Origin of the sequence: Actinotalea sp., from assembly GCF_041597215.1 — a bacterium.
In the GTDB taxonomy this organism is placed as follows: Bacteria; Actinomycetota; Actinomycetes; order Actinomycetales; family Cellulomonadaceae; genus Actinotalea.
On record NZ_JBFHHB010000008.1, the window covers coordinates 1 to 19,558 of the forward strand.

General features: G+C 73.5%; 13 protein-coding genes. 5 read left to right on the forward strand and 8 right to left on the reverse strand.

Annotation, left to right across the window (positions count from 1 at the left end; translation table 11 throughout):
• The coding region (locus tag ABWK99_RS01550; protein ID WP_372592926.1) for a cation-translocating P-type ATPase at positions 1–2,414 on the reverse strand (2,414 nt) is incomplete at its 3' end.
• Positions 2,415–2,613: 199 nt separating this feature from the next.
• On the opposite strand from ABWK99_RS01550, the gene ABWK99_RS01555 reads away from it, so the two are divergent.
• Both ABWK99_RS01555 and ABWK99_RS01560 read left to right on the forward strand, forming a co-directional pair.
• Positions 2,614–3,990: an MBL fold metallo-hydrolase RNA specificity domain-containing protein gene (locus ABWK99_RS01555; RefSeq protein WP_372592927.1), complete on the forward strand. Its 1,377-nt coding sequence runs from the start codon at positions 2,614–2,616 to the stop codon at positions 3,988–3,990.
• A gap of 115 nt (positions 3,991–4,105) precedes the next feature.
• A complete protein-coding gene (locus tag ABWK99_RS01560; protein ID WP_372592928.1) occupies positions 4,106–4,876 on the forward strand; it encodes a DUF554 domain-containing protein in 771 nt (256 codons plus the stop codon).
• A 2-nt stretch (positions 4,877–4,878) separates the two neighbouring features.
• On the opposite strand, the gene dnaG is transcribed toward ABWK99_RS01560, so the two are convergent.
• Positions 4,879–6,825, reverse strand: coding sequence for a DNA primase (gene dnaG / locus ABWK99_RS01565; protein WP_372592929.1), 1,947 nt, complete (start codon positions 6,823–6,825; stop codon positions 4,879–4,881).
• A gap of 16 nt (positions 6,826–6,841) precedes the next feature.
• Positions 6,842–8,101: a deoxyguanosinetriphosphate triphosphohydrolase gene (locus tag ABWK99_RS01570; protein ID WP_372592930.1), complete on the reverse strand. Its 1,260-nt coding sequence runs from the start codon at positions 8,099–8,101 to the stop codon at positions 6,842–6,844.
• 110 nt (positions 8,102–8,211) lie between these two features.
• On the opposite strand from ABWK99_RS01570, the gene ABWK99_RS01575 reads away from it, so the two are divergent.
• Complete coding sequence (locus ABWK99_RS01575) at positions 8,212–9,594, forward strand: NAD(P)/FAD-dependent oxidoreductase (RefSeq protein WP_372592931.1); 1,383 nt, start codon at positions 8,212–8,214, stop codon at positions 9,592–9,594.
• Entirely contained in the window at positions 9,591–11,327 is a 1,737-nt protein-coding gene (locus ABWK99_RS01580) for a glycoside hydrolase family 13 protein (protein WP_372592932.1), read from the forward strand. The genes ABWK99_RS01575 and ABWK99_RS01580 overlap by 4 nt, the downstream gene beginning before the upstream one ends.
• A gap of 16 nt (positions 11,328–11,343) precedes the next feature.
• Here ABWK99_RS01580 and ABWK99_RS01585 read toward each other — a convergent pair whose 3' ends face one another.
• From ABWK99_RS01585 to dusB, 3 genes are read right to left on the reverse strand one after another with little or no spacing between them, the layout of a single operon-like run.
• Complete coding sequence (locus tag ABWK99_RS01585; protein ID WP_372592933.1) at positions 11,344–12,789, reverse strand: PQQ-binding-like beta-propeller repeat protein; 1,446 nt, start codon at positions 12,787–12,789, stop codon at positions 11,344–11,346.
• A 57-nt stretch (positions 12,790–12,846) separates the two neighbouring features.
• Positions 12,847–14,361, reverse strand: a complete 1,515-nt coding sequence (locus ABWK99_RS01590) for a PQQ-binding-like beta-propeller repeat protein (protein ID WP_372592934.1) — start codon at positions 14,359–14,361, stop codon at positions 12,847–12,849.
• A gap of 44 nt (positions 14,362–14,405) precedes the next feature.
• Positions 14,406–15,599: a tRNA dihydrouridine synthase DusB gene (dusB, locus tag ABWK99_RS01595; RefSeq protein WP_372592935.1), complete on the reverse strand. Its 1,194-nt coding sequence runs from the start codon at positions 15,597–15,599 to the stop codon at positions 14,406–14,408.
• 115 nt (positions 15,600–15,714) lie between these two features.
• Here dusB and ABWK99_RS01600 point away from each other — a divergent pair, with 115 nt between their 5' ends.
• Positions 15,715–16,968 (forward strand): YibE/F family protein, encoded by a 1,254-nt coding sequence (locus tag ABWK99_RS01600; RefSeq protein ID WP_372592936.1) that lies wholly within the window; start codon positions 15,715–15,717, stop codon positions 16,966–16,968.
• 3 nt (positions 16,969–16,971) lie between these two features.
• Here the strand turns inward: ABWK99_RS01600 and ABWK99_RS01605 are convergent, their stop codons facing one another.
• Positions 16,972–17,853: a sugar ABC transporter permease gene (locus ABWK99_RS01605; protein WP_372592937.1), complete on the reverse strand. Its 882-nt coding sequence runs from the start codon at positions 17,851–17,853 to the stop codon at positions 16,972–16,974.
• 1 nt (position 17,854) lies between these two features.
• Positions 17,855–19,513, reverse strand: a complete 1,659-nt coding sequence (locus ABWK99_RS01610; RefSeq protein WP_372592938.1) for an ABC transporter permease subunit — start codon at positions 19,511–19,513, stop codon at positions 17,855–17,857.
• Positions 19,514–19,558: the final 45 nt, after the last annotated feature.

Genomic DNA, 19,558 nt, shown 5'->3' on the forward strand with positions numbered 1-19,558 from the left:
ACGGCCGGGCCGAGCAGCGGGTTGCTCCACCAGCCGAGCACCCACGGCGGGCGCGTCGCGCTCCGGCAGGCGAAGGCGTTCGCCGCCTGGCCGAGGACCACCGTCGCGAAGGCTGCGCCGGAGGCCGTCGCGAGGACGGCAGCCTCGGGCGCGCCGGATCCGGGACGCCAGCCCGCGGCGCCGAGGCTGACCCCGAAGGCGAGCAGCGACAGTGCCGCCTCCGTGGGGCCGAGCACACCGAACGCACGGACGAGCACCCGTCGGTCCAGGAGTCGACCGGCGGCCGGCGGGCGACGGAGCGCCGTCCGTGCCGGTGGCTCGGCGCCGAGAGCGACGGCGGAGAAGGTGTCCGTGCCGAGGTCGAGGGCCAGGATCTGCAGGACACCGAGCGCCAGCGGGACCGTCCCGCCCGTCATCCCCCACACGACGAACGGCGCGAGCTCGGCCACGTTGTCGGTCAGGTGATAGGTGAGGAACCGTCGGACGTTGACGAAGGTCGCGCGCCCCAGCTCGATGCCCGCGACGATCGACGCGAAGTGGTCGTCGAGCAGGACCAGATCGGCAGCCTCCCGTGCGACGTCGGTCCCGGACCTGCCCATCGCGATCCCGATGTCGGCCTCGCGCAGGGCGGGCCCGTCGTTGACCCCGTCGCCGGTCATCGCGACGACGTGCCCGCGTGCCCGCAGCGCCCGCGCGATCCGCAGCTTGTCCTCGGGGGTGACCCTCGCGACCACGACACCGTCACGGTCGAGCAGCGCGCCGAGGGCGTCGTCGTCCGCCGGGAGGTCCGCCCCGACGTGCACCGGGCCGTCCGGCGGCCGGAGCCCGACCTCCGTGGCGATCGCCTCGGCCGTCGCCGGATGGTCACCGGTGATCATCGCCACACGGACGCCGGCCAGCCGGCACGCCGCCAGCGCCTCGGCGACATCCGGCCGCGGCGGATCGTGCAGCGCAAGCAGTCCCACGAGGCGCAGGCCCTGCTCGGCGCTCGCCGCGTCCGCCGGGTGGTCGACGGCAGGTCGTCCGGCCACCGCCAGGACCCTGAGCCCGCGAGCACTCCACTCGAGGGCCACCGCCCGCGCGGCGTCCAGGGACGCCGGAGGGTCCGCGCACAGCGGCAGGATCGCGTCGGCCGCCCCCTTCGCCAGCACGGAACCGTCGGCGAGCACCGACATCCGTCGTCGGTGCGGGTCGAAGGCGAAGACCACATCCAGGTGCGCACCGGAGCGAGGGGTGTCCGTGTCGAGGCCGAGTCGGCGGGCGAAGGCGTCGATGGCGGCCTCCATCGGGTCGCCGTGCGGCCGCCACGTCCCGTCGACCTCGTGCACGTATCCCCGCGAGCATCGCGCACCGCTCAGGGCGAGAGCCTCGATCCGGAGGCGGACCGAGGGGGCCTCGACCCGGATCTCGGCCGCCGGCCCGTAGCCCGCTCCCACGACACGGGCGAACCCGGCCGGGACCCAGGCCTCGACCACCGTCATCTCGTTGCAGGTCAAGGTGCCTGTCTTGTCCGTGCAGACGAAGGTCGTGCTCCCGAGGGTCTCGACCGCATCGAGGGACCGGACCAGGACCTGGCGGCGCGCCATCTGCTCGGCACCCCAGGCCAGCGCGAGGGTGACCGTCGGGAGCAGCGCCTCGGGGACGAGCGCGACCGTGACGCCGAGCGCCAGCGGGTAACCCTCGGCGACGGGGTGGCCGAGGACCACCGAGAGACCGAAGAACGCGGCGCCGACGAGCAGGGCGAGCAGTCCGATCCCGCGGACCACCCGACGCAGCTCGGCCGTGAGCGGGGTGACGTGCGCGGACACCAGGGTTGTCGCTGTCGCGATCCCCGCCAGCCTCGTCCTGCTCCCCGTCGCGGTGACGCGCGCCTCGGCCGTCCCCTCGACCACGAAGGTGCCGGCGAGGAGCGCACCGCCCTCGAGGACCGCCGCCGCCTCCCCCTCGCCGGTGAGCGTCGAGAGGTCGACGAGCAACCCGCTGGCCGCCAGGACCGCGGCGTCGGCCGGGACGCGGTCTCCCGCCTCGAGCACGAGGACGTCCCCGACGACGAGCTGCGCTGCGCCGACCTGCTGCACCGCCCCGTCCCGGCGGACCGCCACCTCGGCGGGGAGCAGCCGGTGGAGGGTCTCGGCGGCCCGGTCGGCGCGCCGGCCCTGGGCGAAGGAGAACAGGGCGTTCGCCAGCACCACCGCCACGATCGCGAACGCCATCGTCGCCAGCTGCGCCAGCCAGCTGAGGACGACGGCTCCCCAGAGCAGCAGGGCGAACGGGTTGACCAGCTGCGCGGCGAGGCGGCGCGGCCCCGACGGGCGGGCCGGCTGCGGAAGCAGGTTCGGGCCGTCGGCCGCGAGCCGGGCGCGCGCCTCCTGCTGTGTCAGACCACGACGGAGCTCATCCCTGTCCGGCCCCATGGCGACCGCCTCCGCGCCGATCGGACGAGGTCGGCTGACACCACGGTCCTCCCGGACGCAACCCGCGCCGAGAGCCGAAGGTCCCCACCCCTCGGACACCCACCGCCGAGGTGCGCGCGGCGGTACCGTGAGAGGGCAGGCGAGGGTGCCTGCCGCCCCACTGCTCGCGAGGCGACGTTCCCGGGACGGGAGCCGTGAGATGCGCGATGCGACGCTGACCTTCCTCGGTGCGGCCGGGACGGTGACGGGGAGCAAGTTCCTGCTCCAGTCCGACGGTCATCGGGTCCTCGTCGACGCGGGCCTGTTCCAGGGGCTTCGCAAGCTCCGGCGCCGCAACTGGGAGCCCTTCCCCGTCGCCCCGTCGACGATCGACGGGGCCGTGCTGACCCATGCGCACATCGACCACTGCGGCTACCTGCCGGCTCTCGTGAGGGAGGGCTTCGACGGGCCCGTCGTCTGCACCCCCGGCACCTCCGAGCTCGCCGCGATCGTGCTCAAGGACAGCGCGCACCTGCAGGAGGAGGACGCCCGGTTCGCCGCGGAACGGGGATTCTCCAAGCATGCCGAGCCCCGCCCGCTCTACACGACGAAGGACGTGGCCGCCGCCCTGCCGATGCTCCAGCCGATCGCCTTCGGACGCACCGTCGAGATCTGCCCGGGGATCGCGGTCACGCTCCAGCCTGCAGGGCACATCCTCGGGTCGGCGAGCCCTGTGCTCGACGTCGCAGGGCATCGCGTCACGTTCAGCGGGGACCTCGGGCGTCCCGAGCACCTGCTCCTGCGGCCGCCTCCCCCACCGCCGTCGAGCGAGACGATCGTCGTGGAGTCGACCTACGGCAACCGCAGGCACGGCGACGAGGGCTCGGAGGCCCTTGCCGACATCGTCCGACGCACGCTCGACCGCGAGGGGAGCGTGCTCATCCCCGCATTCGCCGTGGACAGGACGGAGCTCGTGCTGCTGACGATCGACCGGCTCATCGGCTCGGGGCAGATCCCCCGGGTCCCGGTGTACGTCGACAGCCCGATGGCACTGAGCGCCCTGGGCGTCTACCGCCGGGCGCTCGCGGCCGAGAGCCCCGAGCTGCGCGACGACCTCGAGCCTGGGGTCCTCGACCCGCACGACGTGCGGGAGGCGCGCACGGCCGAGCAGTCCATGGTGCTCAACCGGCCGGCCGTCCCGTGCATCATCGTCAGCGCCTCCGGGATGGCCAGCGGCGGGCGCGTCGTCCACCACCTGCGCCACCTGCTTCCCGCTCGCCGCAACTCCGTCGTCCTGGTCGGCTTCCAGGCAGCCGGGACGCGGGGACGCGACCTGGTCGAGGGCGCCACGGAGATCAAGATGCACGGCCGCTACGTCCCGGTGCGGGCAGAGGTCGCCCAGCTGGACGCCTTCTCCGTGCACGCCGACGCCGACGAGATCCTCGCGTGGCTGGCAGCGACCCCGACCCCTCCGTCGGTGGTCTACGTCGTGCACGGCGAGCCCGAGGCGTCCCACGCCCTGGCCAGCCGGGTCCGCGAGGAGCTGGGCTGGCTCGCCGTGGTCCCGCGGGACGGGGAGCGGGTCCGCCTCGGCTGACCGGCCCCGCTCGCGGCCCCCGGCACGGGCGCGGACGCGGACCGGGAGTCGTTCCCTGCGGTCCCCGCCGTGGTCGGCCCGGAACCCCCGGCCCCTGACGCACTAGGGTTCCCGCGTGGACAGCCCCTTCCCGGGCCTCGGGACCCTGATCAACATCACGACGATCATCCTCGGCTCCCTCGCGGGGATGGCCGTCGGACACCGGCTGCGCGAGCACACCCGCCGCGTGGTGACCGACAGCCTCGGCCTGGTGACCCTGCTGGTCGCGGCCGGCTCGGCGATGAGCGTCGGGGACCAGGAGCTCGTGGCGGCCGTGCCCTCCGGGGCCCCGGTCCTCCTGGTGCTCGGCTCGCTCCTGCTGGGCGGTGGGATCGGCTCGGCCCTGCACCTCGAGGAGCGGCTGACGAGGCTGGGCGGGCGCCTGCACGCCTGGAGCCGCCGACGATCCGCCGGCACCGGGGCCGATGCGAGCCGCGAGCGATTCATCGAGGGGTGGCTCGCCGCGTCGCTCCTGTTCGGCATCGGCCCGCTCATGGTGCTGGGCAGCCTCTCGGACGGGCTCGGTCGAGGGATCGACCAGCTCGTGCTCAAGTCCGTCCTCGACGGTTTCGCCTCCCTCGCCTTCGCCTCGACCTTCGGGATCGGGGTGATGTTCTCCGCCGTGACCGTCCTGGTGCTCCAGGGCTCGCTGACGCTGCTCGGCATGGCGCTCGGCACCTTCCTCCCCGATGCGCACGTCGCGGCGCTGACCGCCACCGGCGGGCTGATGCTCGTCGGGATCGCGTTGCGGCTGCTCCGGATCCGCGAGGACTTCCCCGTCGCGGCCATGCTTCCGGCCCTCGTGGTCGCTCCGGTGCTGACCGAGGTGGTCGTCCGGCTCGCCTGAGGTCAGTCGACGGTGCGCAACGCCCGTCTGGCGGCCTCCAGCGCCACGAGGTGGGCGAACGCCTCTGCCGCCTCGGGGGCGTTCGGGTCCATGCGCTGGAGCCGGCCGCGCGCCTCGGCGATCTGCCGGGTCAGGCCGAGCTCGGCCAGGTGTCCGACCACCCCGCGGACGTAGCCCTCGATCGCGTCGGGCCGGTCCTCCGGCAACGGGGTGACCGCGAGCTCGGTGACGAGGGGGGCGACGGTCGAGGCCGCCTCCTCCCGGACGGCGTCGACCCAGGCCTGCCCGTCGGCTGCGGTCGCGGCCGCCGCCACCCCACCGGCGGCGCGGATCGCCTCGTGCACCGCCCGCAGGGCGGGGACCGAGAAGGCATCGGCCGCGAGCGCGTCGAAGGCCGCGGCGTCCACCGCCCCCGGATGCTGGAGCACGGCCTCGAGCGCGTTGCGCTCCAGTGCGGCGACGGGGTCGCGGCGATCGGGACCGGCAGGGCGCTCGGCCGAGCGGCGGCCCTGCTGCGTCTCGTCGCGGCCGCCCGGGCCGGGGACGGTCGGTCCGGGACGACCCTCGTCCGACCGGGGGTGCGCGGACGCCCGAGCCGCGGCGGACACGGCCTGCTGCACCGTTGCCGCGTCCATCCCGAGCCAGCCGGCGAGCATCCGGGTGTACTCCGGACGCAGGGCGGTGTCGCGGATCCCGGCGACGACCGGCGCGGTCGAGCGCAGGGCCGAGACGCGCCCCTCGGCGGTGTCCAGGTCGTGCGCCCGCAAGGTCGAGCGCAGCACGAACTCGAAGAGGGGCTGACGTCCCGCGACGAGCGCTCGCACCGCCTCCGGCCCCTGCGCCTGACGCAGCTCGCAGGGATCCATCCCGCCGGGGGAGATCGCCACGAAGGTCTGGGCGTAGAAGCGCTGGTCCTCGCCGAAGGCCCGCAGCGCGGCCTTCTGCCCGGCGGCGTCGCCGTCGAAGGTGAAGATGATCTCCCCACCGGTCGAGGCCCCGGAGGAGAGCTGCACCCCGCTGCCGACAGCGGTGTCCCCCACGAGGCGCCGCACGATGCGCACGTGGTCGCTCCCGAAGGCCGTGCCGCACGTCGCGACGGCCGTCGTGACCCCTGACAGGTGCGCCGCCATGACGTCGGTGTAGCCCTCGACGACGACGACCTGACGGTTCTTGGCGATGTCCCGCTTGGCCAGGTCGATGCCGTAGAGGACCTGGGCCTTCTTGTAGAGCGCCGTCTCGGGGCTGTTGAGGTACTTGGGCCCCTGGTCGTCCTCCAGGAGCCGGCGGGCGCCGAAGCCGACGGTGTCACCGGTGACGTCCCGGATCGGCCAGACGAGGCGACCCCGGAACCTGTCGTACTGGCCACGGGTGCCCTGGCTGGTCAGCCCCGTCGCGGAGATCTCCGCCTCGGTGAACCCCCGTCCGCGCAGGTGCCGGAGCAGGTGGTCCCAGCCCTGTGGGGCGAAGCCCACGCCGAAGGTCTCGGCCGCGGCACGGTCGAAGCCCCGCTCGGCGAGGAAGGCGCGACCCACCGCCGCCTCGGGGCTCAGCAGCTGCTCGGCGTAGTAGCTCGCAGCGATCCGGTGCGCCTCGATCAGTCGCTGGCGCCGCCCGGGCTCCTCGCCCGGACGGTAGGCCCCGCCCTCCTCGTACTGCAGCTGCACGCCGACCCGCCCGGCCAGGTACTCGACCGCCTCGGTGAACCCGAGCCCGTCGATCTTCTGCAGGAAGGAGATGACGTCCCCGCCCTCGGAGCAGCCGAAGCAGTGCCACAGACCGACCTGCGGGCGCACGTGGAAGGAGGGGGACCGCTCGTCGTGGAAGGGGCACAGGCCCTTGAGCGAGCCGACACCGGCCGGTCTCAGGGTGACGTGCTCGCCGACGATCTCCTCGATCCGGGCGCGCTCCCGGACGCTCGCCACGTCCTCGCGTCTGATCCGGCCTGCCACGCGGCGAGTCTAGGTGCTACCAGCGAGGCGGCGGCGCCAGCCGGGCGTGCCACTCGGCAGCGGAGACGTCCGTCAGCGAGGCCACCTGGTCGACGACGACGCGGAGCCGGGCCGCGTCGTCGGAGGCTGCCCGCCAGTCGTCGGCGAACGGCGGCTCGAGCACGACGGGGGCGCGCTCGCTGAGCACGTGCACCAGGTCGGCGACGAGCTCGCGCTGGCGGCGGAAGAGGGGCTCGGCCTCCCGGGGCGCCATGACATAGGTGACCGCGAGCCCCTTGAGCACGAGGATCTCCGCCAGGGTGCCGGTCGGGACCACGAGCCCGGCGGCGTAGCGCGTCAACGGGCCCGGCCCGTGCTCGGCGCGGGTCGCGTCGATCGCCGCCCCCGCGAAGCGGCCGATGAGCTGACTGGTCATGTCCTTGAGCGCTGCGAGCGCGGCGCGCGAGCCGTCGAAGCCACGGACCCACCCGTCCACGCCGGGCAGTCGCTCCATCGCCCCGACGAGCTCCCCCTCGTCCACCGCGTCCCCGTACCAGGACAGCACCTGGTGCAGGACGGCCCGTCGGGCACCGGGGTCGTCGAGCACCTCCAGCTCGAGCCGGCCGCCCACGACCGCGTCCTCGACGTCGTGCACCGAGTACGAGACGTCGTCTGCCAGGTCCATCACCTGCGCCTCCATGCAGCGCACCTGCTCGGGTGCGCCGGCGCGCAGCCACCGGAAGTCCGCGAGGTCGTCCTCGTAGACGCCGAACTTGTGCCCGGAGCCCACGGGACCGCTCCCCCGCTGCCAGGGGTACTTCACCGAGGCGTCGAGGCTGGCGCGCGTGAGGTTGAGCCCCACGGCGCGGCCCGTGCTGGCGTCGACGACCTTGGGCTCGAGCCGGACGAGCAGGCGAAGGGTCTGGGCGTTGCCCTCGAAGCCACCGATCGACTCCGTCAGCTCGGCCAGGGCCCGCTCCCCGTTGTGCCCGAAGGGCGGGTGCCCCAGGTCGTGCGCGAGGCAGGCCGCGTCGACGACGTCCGGGTCGCAGCCCAGCGCCTTGCCCAGCTCGCGACCCACCTGGGCGACCTCGAGGGTGTGCGTCAGTCGCGTCCGGACGAAGTCGTCGCTCGCCGGGCCGAGCACCTGGGTCTTCGCGCCGAGCCGGCGCAGTCCCGAGGAGTGCAGGATCCGGGCACGGTCCCGCTCGAACGGGGTGCGCTGCTTGCTCTTGACCGGCTCCGGCCACCGGCGTTCCCGGTCCGCGTCCGCGTACGCCCCCTCGGTGACCTGCACGGCAGCACCCTAGCGCCGCAGCCGTCCGACCATGCGCTGCGGGCGCCCCCTGCCCTGAGCGCGAGGGCTCCGACCGCGCGCGTGCCGGGGCCCGCGGCTAGCCTCGCTCCATGTCAGCACCCGCCCAGCAGTCCTCGACGCTCCCCGGCGCCGTCGACGTCGTCGTGGTGGGTGCGGGGCTCGCCGGGCTGGTCGCCGCCGGAGAGCTCGCCGGCGCGGGTCTCGACGTGCTCGTGCTCGAGGCCTCCGACGCGGTGGGCGGCCGGGTGCGGACCGACGTCGTCGACGGGTTCCGCCTCGACCGCGGGTTCCAGGTGCTCAACACCGCCTACCCGCAGGTACCCCGCGTGCTCGACCTGCCGGCACTCGGGCTGCGCCCCTTCGCACGCGGCGCCCTGGTCATGACGGCGCAGGGACCGGTGACCGTCGGCGACCCGCGTACGGACCCGTCCGGAGCGCTCGGGCTCCTCCGTGGGCCGCTCGGCTCGGCCGCCGTGGTCACCCGGCTGGCCCGGCTCGGCGTCGACGTCGGCCTCGGCGGACCGGGACGAGCCCTGGCGGCTGCGGAGCGCAGCACGGCCGAGGAGCTCGCTGCCCGCGGACTCCGCGGCCCCGTGCTCGAGTCGTTCCTGCGGCCGTTCCTCGCCGGCGTCTTCCTCGAGGAGGAGCTGTCGACGTCGAACCGCTTCTTCCTGCTCGTCTGGAGGAGCGTGCTGCGCGGGACGATCGGCGTCCCGGAACGGGGCATGGGCGCCATCGGCGAGCAGCTCGCCGATCGCCTGCCGGCCGGCGTCCTCCACCTGTCGACACCGGTCCGCGAGGTCGGCGCGGGCGAGGTCGTCACCGACTCCGGTCGGGTCTCGGCGCGCGCCGTGCTGGTGGCGACGGACCCGGGGACCGCCGCCGACCTGATCCCCGGGCTCGACCGTCCGCGGATGCACGGGGTCACCACCTGGTACCACTCCACCGACGCGACCACCGGGAGGACCCCCACCCGATCGGGTACCCCCCGTGCGCCGTCCCTGATCCACCTCGACGGACGCGGCGCCCAGCGCGGACCGATCGTGACGAGCGTCGTGCTGACCGACTCCGCGCCCGAGCACGCACCGCCGGGCCGCGCGCTGATCGCCTCGTCGGTGCTCGCAGGGGCGCAACCCGACGCGACGACCGTGCGCCGCGAGGTCGCAACCCTGCACCGCCGCCCCGCTGCCGAGCTCACGCTCCTCGGGCGCGTGCACGTCCCGGCGGCGCTTCCTGCGGCGCCACCGCCGCTCGGCGACCTGCGTCGTCCCGTGCGCCTCGCGGACGGGCTCTACGTCGCCGGCGATCATCGGGACACGCCGAGCATCCAGGGCGCCATGGCCTCGGGTGCACGCGCGGCGAGGTCGATCATGGTCGAGCTCGGGGCGACCGCCCGCGCCCCTCGTCAGGACGTGAGACGTGACAGCAGTCCCGTGCTCAGCCGATCGCTCCGTGGAAGAGTGGCCCCGTGACGCAGGCTCCTCCCGCTCCCCAGCCCACGACGACCACGACGCTCGTGCACCGCGCCGTCCCGTCGGCGCAGGTGGCGAACGACAGGTGGTGGCGAAGCGCCGTCATCTACCAGGTCTACCCGCGCTCGTTCTGCGACAGCGACGGTGACGGCATCGGCGACCTGCAAGGCATCACCGGGCGCCTGGTGCACCTCGCCCGGCTCGGGGTGGACGCGTTGTGGCTCTCCCCCTTCTACCGGTCGCCGCAGAACGACGCCGGCTACGACGTGGCGGACTACCGCGAGGTCGACCCGGTCTTCGGCACCCTGGAGGATGCCGACCGGCTCGTCGCCGAGGCGCACCGACGGGGCATGCGGGTCGTCATCGACCTCGTCCCCAACCACACCTCGAGCGATCACCCCTGGTTCGGTCGCGCCCTGGAGGCGGGGCCGGGGAGCCCGGAGCGGGCACGGTACGTGTTCCGTGACGGCACGGGGCCCCAGGGCGCCGAACCGCCGAACGGCTGGCGCTCGGTCTTCGGGGGCCCGGCATGGAGCCGCGCGACGGAGAACGACGGCACCCCCGGTCAGTGGTACCTGCACCTGTTCGACGTGACCCAGCCCGATCTCGACTGGACCAACCCCGAGGTCCGCGCGGAGTTCGAGTCCGTGCTGCGTTTCTGGCTCGACCGCGGCATCGACGGCTTCCGGGTCGACGTCGCGCACGGACTGGTCAAGGAGCCCGGCCTCCCCGAGATGCCGCCGACGGACGACGAGGGCGGGGCACCCGCCGCCCACCACGGCCCCATGTGGGACCAGGAGGGTGTCCACGAGATCTACCGGGAGTGGCGCGCGGTCCTCGACGAGTACGAGGGCGACCGCGTCCTGGTCGCGGAGGCATGGGTCAGCCCCGTCGAGCGCCTGGCCCGGTACGTGCGTCCTGACGAGATGCACCAGGCCTTCAACTTCGCCTTCCTCACCGCACGCTGGGACGCGACGGCGCTGCGCGAGGTCATCACCGACTCGCTGCAGGCGATGGACGCGGTGTCCGCCCCGACCACCTGGGTGCTGTCGAACCACGACGTCGTGCGGCACGCCACCCGCCTGGGCCTGCCCCAGGACGCACCGATGCCCAACGGGATCGGAGCGCAGGACACGCAGCCCGACGAGGAGCTCGGGCTGCGTCGCGCCCGCGCGGCGAGCCTGCTCATGCTGGCCCTGCCCGGGTCGGCGTACCTGTACCAGGGTGAGGAGCTCGGGCTGCCCGAGCACACCACGCTCGACGACGAGCAGCGCCAGGACCCCACCTGGTTCCGCACCGGCGGGGTGCACCGCGGCCGCGACGGCTGCCGGGTCCCCCTGCCGTGGAGCGCAGCCGAGCCCGCCTACGGCTTCTCCCCCACCGGCGACGCCTGGCTCGACCAGCCGGCGTCCTTCGCGCGGTACGCCCTCGACGCCCAGCGCGGGGTGGCCGGCTCGACCTACGAGGTCTACCGCTCGGCCCTGCGCCTGCGCCGAGAGTTCCAGCTCGGCACCGGCTCGCTCGCCTGGGTCGACGGGCTGCCGACCTGCGCCACCGAGCGCGTGCTCGCCTTCGTCAACCGCGACGTCCTGGTGCTCTGCAACCTGGGGACCGACCCGCTGCGGCTGCCCGCCGACCTCACGCTCCTGCACGCCTCGGCGGACCTGCCGATCGCCGAGGACGAGTCGGTGCTCGTCCCGCCGGACACGACGGTCTGGGCGCGTCTGCGCTGAGGGTCTGCGGCGCGGCTCAGCCCTCGGAGGACCCCGGTCCGAGCACAGCGAGCTGCGCGGCCCCGACCTGAGCCACCCTCCCTCCTGGCAGGGCGACGAGCGAGGACTCGCCGGTCAACGGCAAGGCCTGCCGGCGGACCTCTGTCCCCTCGTCCAGGTCGAGGACCACCAGGGACGCACCGTCGGGTCCCTCCTCGACGACGGCGAGCCGGTACCCGTCACACGGGCCGCCCCGGCCGCTGATCCCGGTCGACCACCGCACCGCCCCTGTCCGGCGGTCGACCGCGAGGACCCGGTCCTCCGTTCCGAGCACGACCAGGCCGGCGAGGCCCGCCACAGCGGCCACCGACGCCTGGACCCCGCTCCGGGGGAGTCCCGCAGAGCCTGCCTGCACGGTCCACAGCTCGTCGCCGGTCTCCGCGTCGAGCCCGGTCACCCCGACCCCGCGACGGACCAGCAGGACGGACCTGCTTCCCCGCTCCTCGACGGCGGGGACCAGGAGCGACCCGTCCCGGCGGAACCGCAGGTCACCCGAGGGCTCGCGCACCGCCACCCGGGACGCCCCCTGCGCGCCGCTCTCGCTCACCGCCGTCGCGCCGTCCGGCAGCGGCACCGGCCCGAGCAGCACGACGGTCTGCTCGGCCTGCACGTCGGCGGGAGCCTGCGGCACGAGTCTGCCGGTCCGCAGGTCGAGGACCGCCCGGCTCTCCCCCACCACCGTGATGCGGTGCGCCACGGCGTCGAGCCTCGGCACGGCCCGACGCTCCGCGGCGGTGACGAACCACTCCTGCAGCCCGGTTCTCAGCGACCAGCGTGCGGCGATCGCCCGGCTGTCCAGGTCGATCCCGTAGGTGATCAACCCGTCACCGTCGGCGTAGGTGCCACCGCCACCCGAGGAGGTCCACGGGACGTCGAGCACGACGATCCCCGTTCCCGGGTCGAGAACCCGCACGCGCTCCTGGCTCCCCGAGGGCGACCCGGTGTACGAGGTGCACACCACGACCGTTCCGTCGGGATCGCGGCGCACCGTGCTCGGGGCCGGGAGCCCGCCGGCCGCCTCGTCCAGGCCGTGCAGGACGCAGGCGCCAAGACCCTGCGGCCCCTGCCAGCTCGGCGACCCGTCGTCGAGCCGTAGCGCGAGCACACCGGCGCCGGACGGCAGGGCGGTGAGCAGCAGCTCGCCGACGACGCCGAGGACCTCGCCCGCCTCGGCCCGCCACTGCTCGACGAGCGGCGCGCTCAAGGAACCGGACAGGCCGGTGGACCCCAGCCGTCGGGCATGGTCCCGGGCCCCGGACGTCCCGTCGACCACGACGAGCGCCGCCAGGAGAACCGCGACCGCCGCCGCGAGCCGGCTCCACGCCAGGGGAGGCCACGACCGTCGCTCCGCGAACCGCGAGGGGAGCGCCGAGGTCTCGTCCTCGAGGATGACGTCGACCAGACCGTCCCGGCCGCCTCTCACCCGGTCACTGTAGGTCGGGCGTAGCCGCTCGGCCCGTCGGGACCGGGGGCCGTCCGCTCAGGGACGGAGGCCCACGAGTCCGCCCTCCTCGGTCATGACGAGGACGGTCCCGTCCGGCGTACAGCCGAGGAGAGCAGCCGAACCGCTGCCGAGAGGGGTGCGCGCCACGACCTCTCCGGTGGCCAGGTCGACCGCGGTCAGCACCATGGGGCCCGTCAGCCCGGTGCCGTCCTGGACCGGGCGTTCGACGTACGCGAGCGCCCGACCGTCGGTGACCGCCGCAGCACCCCACTGGTCCGTCGACCGCTCGCGGGACCACAGCTCCTCGCCCGTGGCGACGTCGGCCACCGCGACGGATCCCCCCCTGGCCAGCAGGACTCTGCCGTCGAGCACGGCGACCACCGCCGAGATCCCCCAACCCTCCGAGGCCTGCGCCGTCCACCGGACCTCCTGCGCGTCGAGGTCCACCGCGGCGAGCATGCCGTCGGCGAGGGAGGCGAAGGCGACGGCGCCCCCGGAACCGTCATCGCTCCCCGGCACGACGGGCCACCCCGGGAAGTCAGGACGAGCAGTGCCGTCGGCCGCGGTCCACGAGAGCCCGGTCCCCTCGCTCACGCTTCCCCCGACGAGGGAGCCGTCGGCGAGCGTCACGACCTCGCCGGTGATGTCGAAGGCCGTGTCGTCACTCGTCGCCTCGTCCGGAGTGGCGATCTCGCGGCCGCTCGCGAGGTCCAGGAGCAGGGTGCGACTCCCGTCGATCTGAAGGTAGCCAGGGCCCCAGGCGATGCCGTAGCCCGCCGCCGGGTCCACGACGGGCTCGGTGCCCCTGTGGCTCCAGACCGTCTGCCCGGACTCGGGAGACCACCGCTGGGCGAGAAGACGTCCGTCGGCGGTCTGCGCCGAGAGCACGACGTCCCCCTCGACGAGCGTCGTCCCGAGCGGTGCGCCGTCGAGAGCAGGGCCGGTCTGCACCGCGCCGTCCGCCACCGAGAGCAGCACGACCCTGCTCGCCCAGCCGTCCGCGACGGTGGGGTCCATCCCCTCGCAGACGAGGCGCTCGCCGGTCAGCCGCGGGATCAACCCGTCGGGGAAGGCCCCACCACCGTTCTCCTCGAGCGGTGTGCACCAACCCGAGACGGTGGCCGACCACCGGACCTCGCCCGTGCTCGGGTCGAGCCGGACCATCCGGCCCGCCGACTGCTCCATGACGAGGAGATCACCGTCCAGCCGGCCCTGCGGCCAGGAGTCCTCGAGATGCCAGACCTCACGCAGCGGCTCGTCCAACGGGACGGAGAGCCCAGCGGTCGCCGCGAGTCTCGCCGAGAGGGCCCCCTCAGCAGCGGCGACGCTGCCCTGCTGGGCGACGACGGCCACCAGGCCCAGCGCGCCGACCACGGCCCCGAGCCGGGCAGCGCCCGAGCGGAGGCCTCCGGGACGTGTGGACCACCGGGCCCCCAGACGGCGCGGCAAGGACGGGCCCCGCAGGAGGTCGACGTGCTCGGGCGGGTCGTCCTCCTCGAGCAGGACCTCGACCATCTCGTGACCGTGCCCCTGCCGCCCCCGTCGCGCCATACGGGCAGGCTATCGCCGCCGGGACGCTCGGGGGCCGGACCCGCTCAGCCGCCCGAGACCCCGCTCTCGGCCTCGGCGAGAGCGATCCGGAACGACTCGCTCAGCTCGCGCGACTCCAGCCAGCCCTCCGGAAGGGACGGCCTCTTGGGAGACCCCGCCCGACCCCGCTGCCCCTCGGCCCCGACACCGGGGTAGCCCTGCTCGAGGTCGAGCTCGGCGAGCAGGTCGTCGAGCTGGTCGAGGGTCTCGACCAGGCCGAGCCGTGCCCGCAGGTCACCCCCGACGGCATAGCCCTTGAGGTACCAGGCCATGTGCTTGCGCATCTCGCGCATCGCCTTGAGCGGGTCGCCGTCCTCGACCATGAGCTCGGCATGCCGGCGGATCGAGGCCGCGACGTAGGCCAGGCCGGGGCGGATCCGCTCGGGCGATCCGTGGAAGGCGGCCGCGAGGTCGGCGAAGAGCCACGGGCGCCCCTGGCAGCCCCGCCCGACCACGACGCCGTCGCAGCCCGTCTGCTCGACCATCGCGAGCGCGTCCTCCGCGGACCAGATGTCCCCGTTGCCCAGCACCGGGATGTCGGTCACCGTCTGCTTGAGCCGGGCGATCGCCTCCCAGTCCGCGGTCCCGGAGTAGTAGTCGGCAGCGGTGCGCGCGTGCAGGGCGACGGCGGCCACCCCGGCGTCCTGCGCGACGAGCCCCGCCTCGAGGTAGGTCAGGTGGTCCTCGTCGATGCCCTTGCGCATCTTGACCGTGACCGGGACGCCATAGGGCGCTGCAGCCGCCACCGCGCCGCGCACGATCGACTCGAAGAGCCCGCCCTTCCACGGCAACGCTGCTCCCCCGCCCTTGCGGGTCACCTTGGGCACCGGGCAGCCGAAGTTGAGGTCGATGTGGTCGGCGCGGTCCTCCGCTGCCAGGATCCGGACCGCCGCGGCCACCGTCACGGGCTCGACCCCGTACACCTGGACCGATCGCGGCTTCTCGTCCGCGTCCTGCTGGATGATCCGCAGCGCCTCGGGGTTCCGCTCGTAGAGCGCACGCGAGGTGACCATCTCCGCGACGTACAGACCGGCCCCGTGCTCGCGGCACAGTCGCCGGAAGGCACGGTTGGTCACCCCCGCCATCGGCGCGAGGACCACCGGCGTCTCCACGGTGATCGGGCCGATGTGCAGCGGCGGGAGCACGGCAGTGGTCGCGGCCTGCGGGCGCGCCGGGGCGTCGAGGTCGGAGGGAGTCACCCCCCGATTGTCCCCTACGCTCCGACGGCGCTCGCCCCCGCGGTGCTCTCGCGACCCGCGCCCGGGCCGTGGCCACCTGTCGGGCTCCCGCGCAGGAGTGAGGGATCATCTGTCCGTGACCCGCTCACCCCTGACTCCTCGCGGTCCCCTGCACCGGACGAACGCCGTCCTGCTCGCCCTCCTGCTCCCGCTCGCGCTGCTGACCGTGGTGGGCCTCGTCCTGCTCCGGCCGGACGGGTCCGCCCCGACCCCGTACACGGTCGACCAGGCGGAGTACCCGACGGCGAGCGTCACCGCCGTGACGACGGAGTCCTGCGCGGGCACGAACGAGAACCGGCTGCCCGACGGGTCGATCCCCGAGTCGGTGCAGTGCACCCGGGTGACCGCCGTCCTGACCGGCTCGGACCGGGCGGGCACCGAGGTCAAGGTCTGGACGCCGGGCACCGTCGTCGCCGAGGACGTGCCCGTCGGGACCGATCTCGTGCTCGTCCACTACCCGGCCGTCGGGACGGACACCGAGGTCTTCGGCTGGTACGACTACGACCGCGGCAGCCCCCTGGCGGTGCTGGCAGTGGCGTTCGCCGGGGCCGTCGTCCTGGTCGCGGGCCTGCGCGGACTGCGCGCGCTGGCCGGACTGGCGATCGCCTTCGGCGTGATCGGGGCCTGGATCCTGCCGGCCGTGATCCAGGGGCGCGATGCGCCGCTGGTCGGGCTCGTGGGCTCGGCAGCGATCATGTTCGTCGTCCTCCCGCTCGCCCACGGCTTCACGCACCGGACGACGACGGCCCTCCTGGGCACCCTCGCTGGCCTCGCGGTGACCGGTGCGCTCGGCGCTGCCGCGGCGAGCGCCGCGCACCTGACCGGGATCTCGACGGAGCAGAGCTACCAGCTCACCCTCGTCCTGGACGGGCAGGACGGTCGGACCCTGAGCGGGATCTTCGTCTGCGGCGTCGTGCTGGCGGGCCTCGGCGTGCTCAACGACGTGACGATCACGCAGGCCTCGGCCCTGTGGGAGCTGCGCGCAGCCGATCCGACGGCGAGCCGACGGCAGCTGTTCGCCGGGGGGATGCGCATCGGCCGCGACCACATCGCCTCGACCGTCTACACGATCGCCTTCGCCTACACGGGCGCTGCCCTGCCCGTGCTGCTGCTCGTGCAGGTGTACCGCTTCCCGCTCCTGCAGACCCTGACCAGCGGGGAGTTCGCCGAGGAGATCGCCCGCACGGCCGTCAGCTCGATCGGCCTGGCGCTCGCGATCCCGATCACCACCGCCATCGGGGCCGTCGTGGTCACGAGCATCCCGGCCCAGCGGCTCCGCGGTGGCCGCCACTCCGCAACGGTCGCCCCCGCGCACAGCCACGGGGCCTGAGACTCAGCCCTTGACGGCCCCGGCCGTCAGACCGCCGACGATGTACTTCTGCAGGAACTGGAACAGCAGCACGACGGGGATCGCCGCCAGCACGGCGCCGGCAGCGAACAGGCCCCACGGCGCTGTGCGCTCGTCGGCAGCCCACTGGTACAGGCCCACCGCGAGGGTGAACTTGTCGACCTGCTGGAGCACCACCTTGGCGATGATGAACTCCCCGTAGGAGCTCACGAAGGACAGCAGCCCGACGACGGCGAGGATCGGCGCGACGAGCCGCAGGATGATCGTGAAGAAGATCTGCGCGTGCGAGGCCCCGTCGATCTTCGCGGCCTCGTCGAGCTCGCGCGGCACCGTGTTGAAGAAGCCGTACATGAGGAAGGTGTTCACCCCGAGCGCCCCGCCGAGGTAGACGGCGATCAGCCCGAGCTGGGTGTTTAGCCCGATCGCCGGGAAGACCTTGGACAGGCTCAGCAGGAGCAGGAAGATCGCCACGAAGGCGAGCATCTGCGGGAACATCTGGATGAGCAGCAGGGCCGTGAGCGACCCCCGGCGGCCACGGAAGCGGAACCGGGAGAAGGCATAGGCCGCCGAGGCGCCCATGAGGACCGTGCCGAGCGAGGTGACGGTGCACACGAGGAGCGAGTTGAGGTACCAGCTCGCGTAGTCGGTGGCGAACAGCTCGCCGTAGTTCTCCAGCGAGACCGTGCGGAAGAGCTGGTTCGAGCCCGTCAGGGTGCCGCCCGGGTTGAGCGAGGCCGAGAGCGCGTACAGCAGGGGCAGGACACAGACGACGATCATCACGATCCCGACCACGTGCCGCCAGCCGATCTCCGTCCACCAGCGCAGCCCGGTCACCCGCGCGTACTGCTCATCGGTGTTCGCGGCCATCTCAGATCTCCTCGAGGGTGCGGGTGCGGCGGAAGCCGACGTACGAGATCAGGCCGACCACGAGGAAGATCATGATCGACAACGCGCTCGCCAGGCCGTAGTCCTTCAACCCGCTCTCGAACGCGACCGAGTACACCATCGAGATGAGGATGTCGGTGTGGCCGACGACGATCGGCGTGCCCACGAAGTTCGGCCCCCCGCCGGTCAGCATGAAGATCAGCGAGAAGTTGTTGAAGTTGAACGCGAAGGAGCTGATCAGCAGCGGCGCCACCGAGATCATCAGCAGCGGCAAGGTCATCGAGCGGAACACCCGCCACTTGCCGGCCCCGTCCATCGTCGCGGACTCGATCACGTCCGACGGGATCGACTGCAGCGCGCCGGTGGACACGAGGAACATGTACGGGAAGCCGAGCCACAGGTTGACCAGCAGGATCGAGATCTTCGCCATCCACGGGTCGGTCAGCCACGGGACCTCGGCCCCGTTGAGCAGCACCTCGTTGATGAAGCCGAAGCGGGGGTTGAGCATCCCGCGCCAGACCAGCGCCGAGAGGAACGCAGGGAAGGCGTACGGCAGGATCAGCAGCGAGCGGTAGATCTTTCGCCCACGCATGCGCGGGTCGTTGAACGCGATCGCCAGGAACAGGCCGAGGGCGAACGTCGTGGCCACCGACAGGAACGCGAAGGCGAACGTCCAGGCGAGGATCTCGAAGAACGGTCCGTTGATCCGCGAGTCCGAGAAGAACTGGGTGAAGTTGGCGAACCCGACGCTCACCCGCCAACCCGGGGTCAGCGTCACGCCGTCGGCCGAGACGAAGTTCCCTGTGGCGCTCGGCCGGTAGACGGTCCCGGTCACCGGGTCGGTCATGGTGTCAGCCGCGGCGTCGTACACCAGAGTCGGCGTGTAGACGTATCCGGTCGAGGCGTCCTGGGTGCGGATCGACCCCTGCGTCGGGTCGTCGGAGAAGGGCACCCGCAGCGCGATGATCTCGGACTGGCGCGGCACGATGTCCGCGAAGCTGAGCACGTCGTAGCCGGGGACGGCAGTGACCTTGCCGTCGGTGACGGTCGCGCCCTCGACGGGTGCGAGGGGCTGCTCGGCCGTCCCGACCTCGGCGACCCCGTCCCGCACGACGGCGAAGCCGAGGGTTCCGTCGGCGTCGACCACGGTGAGCGGGAAGCTCGCCGAGCCCTCGACGCGGACCTCGTTCTGGGCGAGCACCGCAGCGACGGCATCCTGCTTGGTGGAGTTGTGGCCATCCCCGTAATTGGTGAACGCCACGTAGCCCGTGTAGGCCATCGCGAAGATCTGGTAGACGAGCAGGAAGATCAGACCCGGCACGAGGTACTTGGCAGGGAGCATCCGCTTGGAGAAGTACGTCCAGGTCACCACGACCAGGACGAAGGCGCTGAAGGCCGCGATCCCCCACTGCTCGGCGGCGGCGGCGGCGAGCACCCCGTAGAGAGCAGCGGCGTCCACGAGCCCGACGAGCACGAGCTTGATGAAGAAGCCGTGGCCCACGCTCCGGGCGTGCGAGGGCCGGTACTCCCCCCCTGCGCGGCGGCGCCCTCCCGCCGGTCCGTCACCGCCCGCGCCGGCGGCCGAGCCGCCGGTCCCGAGGTCGGAGACCACCGAGGGTCCCGTGGTGGTCTGGTCAGGCATCGATGCCTCCGTGGAGCGCGTTCGCCGAGGCGAGGAGCGGGAGTG

Coding starts and splice junctions, on each gene's coding strand:
- ABWK99_RS01590 (WP_372592934.1), bottom strand. CDS start 14,361: ATGGCGCGACGGGGGCGGCAGGGGCACGGTCACGAGATGGTCGAGGTC.
- ABWK99_RS01610 (WP_372592938.1), bottom strand. CDS start 19,513: ATGCCTGACCAGACCACCACGGGACCCTCGGTGGTCTCCGACCTCGGG.
- ABWK99_RS01605 (WP_372592937.1), bottom strand. CDS start 17,853: ATGGCCGCGAACACCGATGAGCAGTACGCGCGGGTGACCGGGCTGCGC.
- ABWK99_RS01555 (WP_372592927.1), top strand. CDS start 2,614: ATGCGCGATGCGACGCTGACCTTCCTCGGTGCGGCCGGGACGGTGACG.
- ABWK99_RS01575 (WP_372592931.1), top strand. CDS start 8,212: ATGTCAGCACCCGCCCAGCAGTCCTCGACGCTCCCCGGCGCCGTCGAC.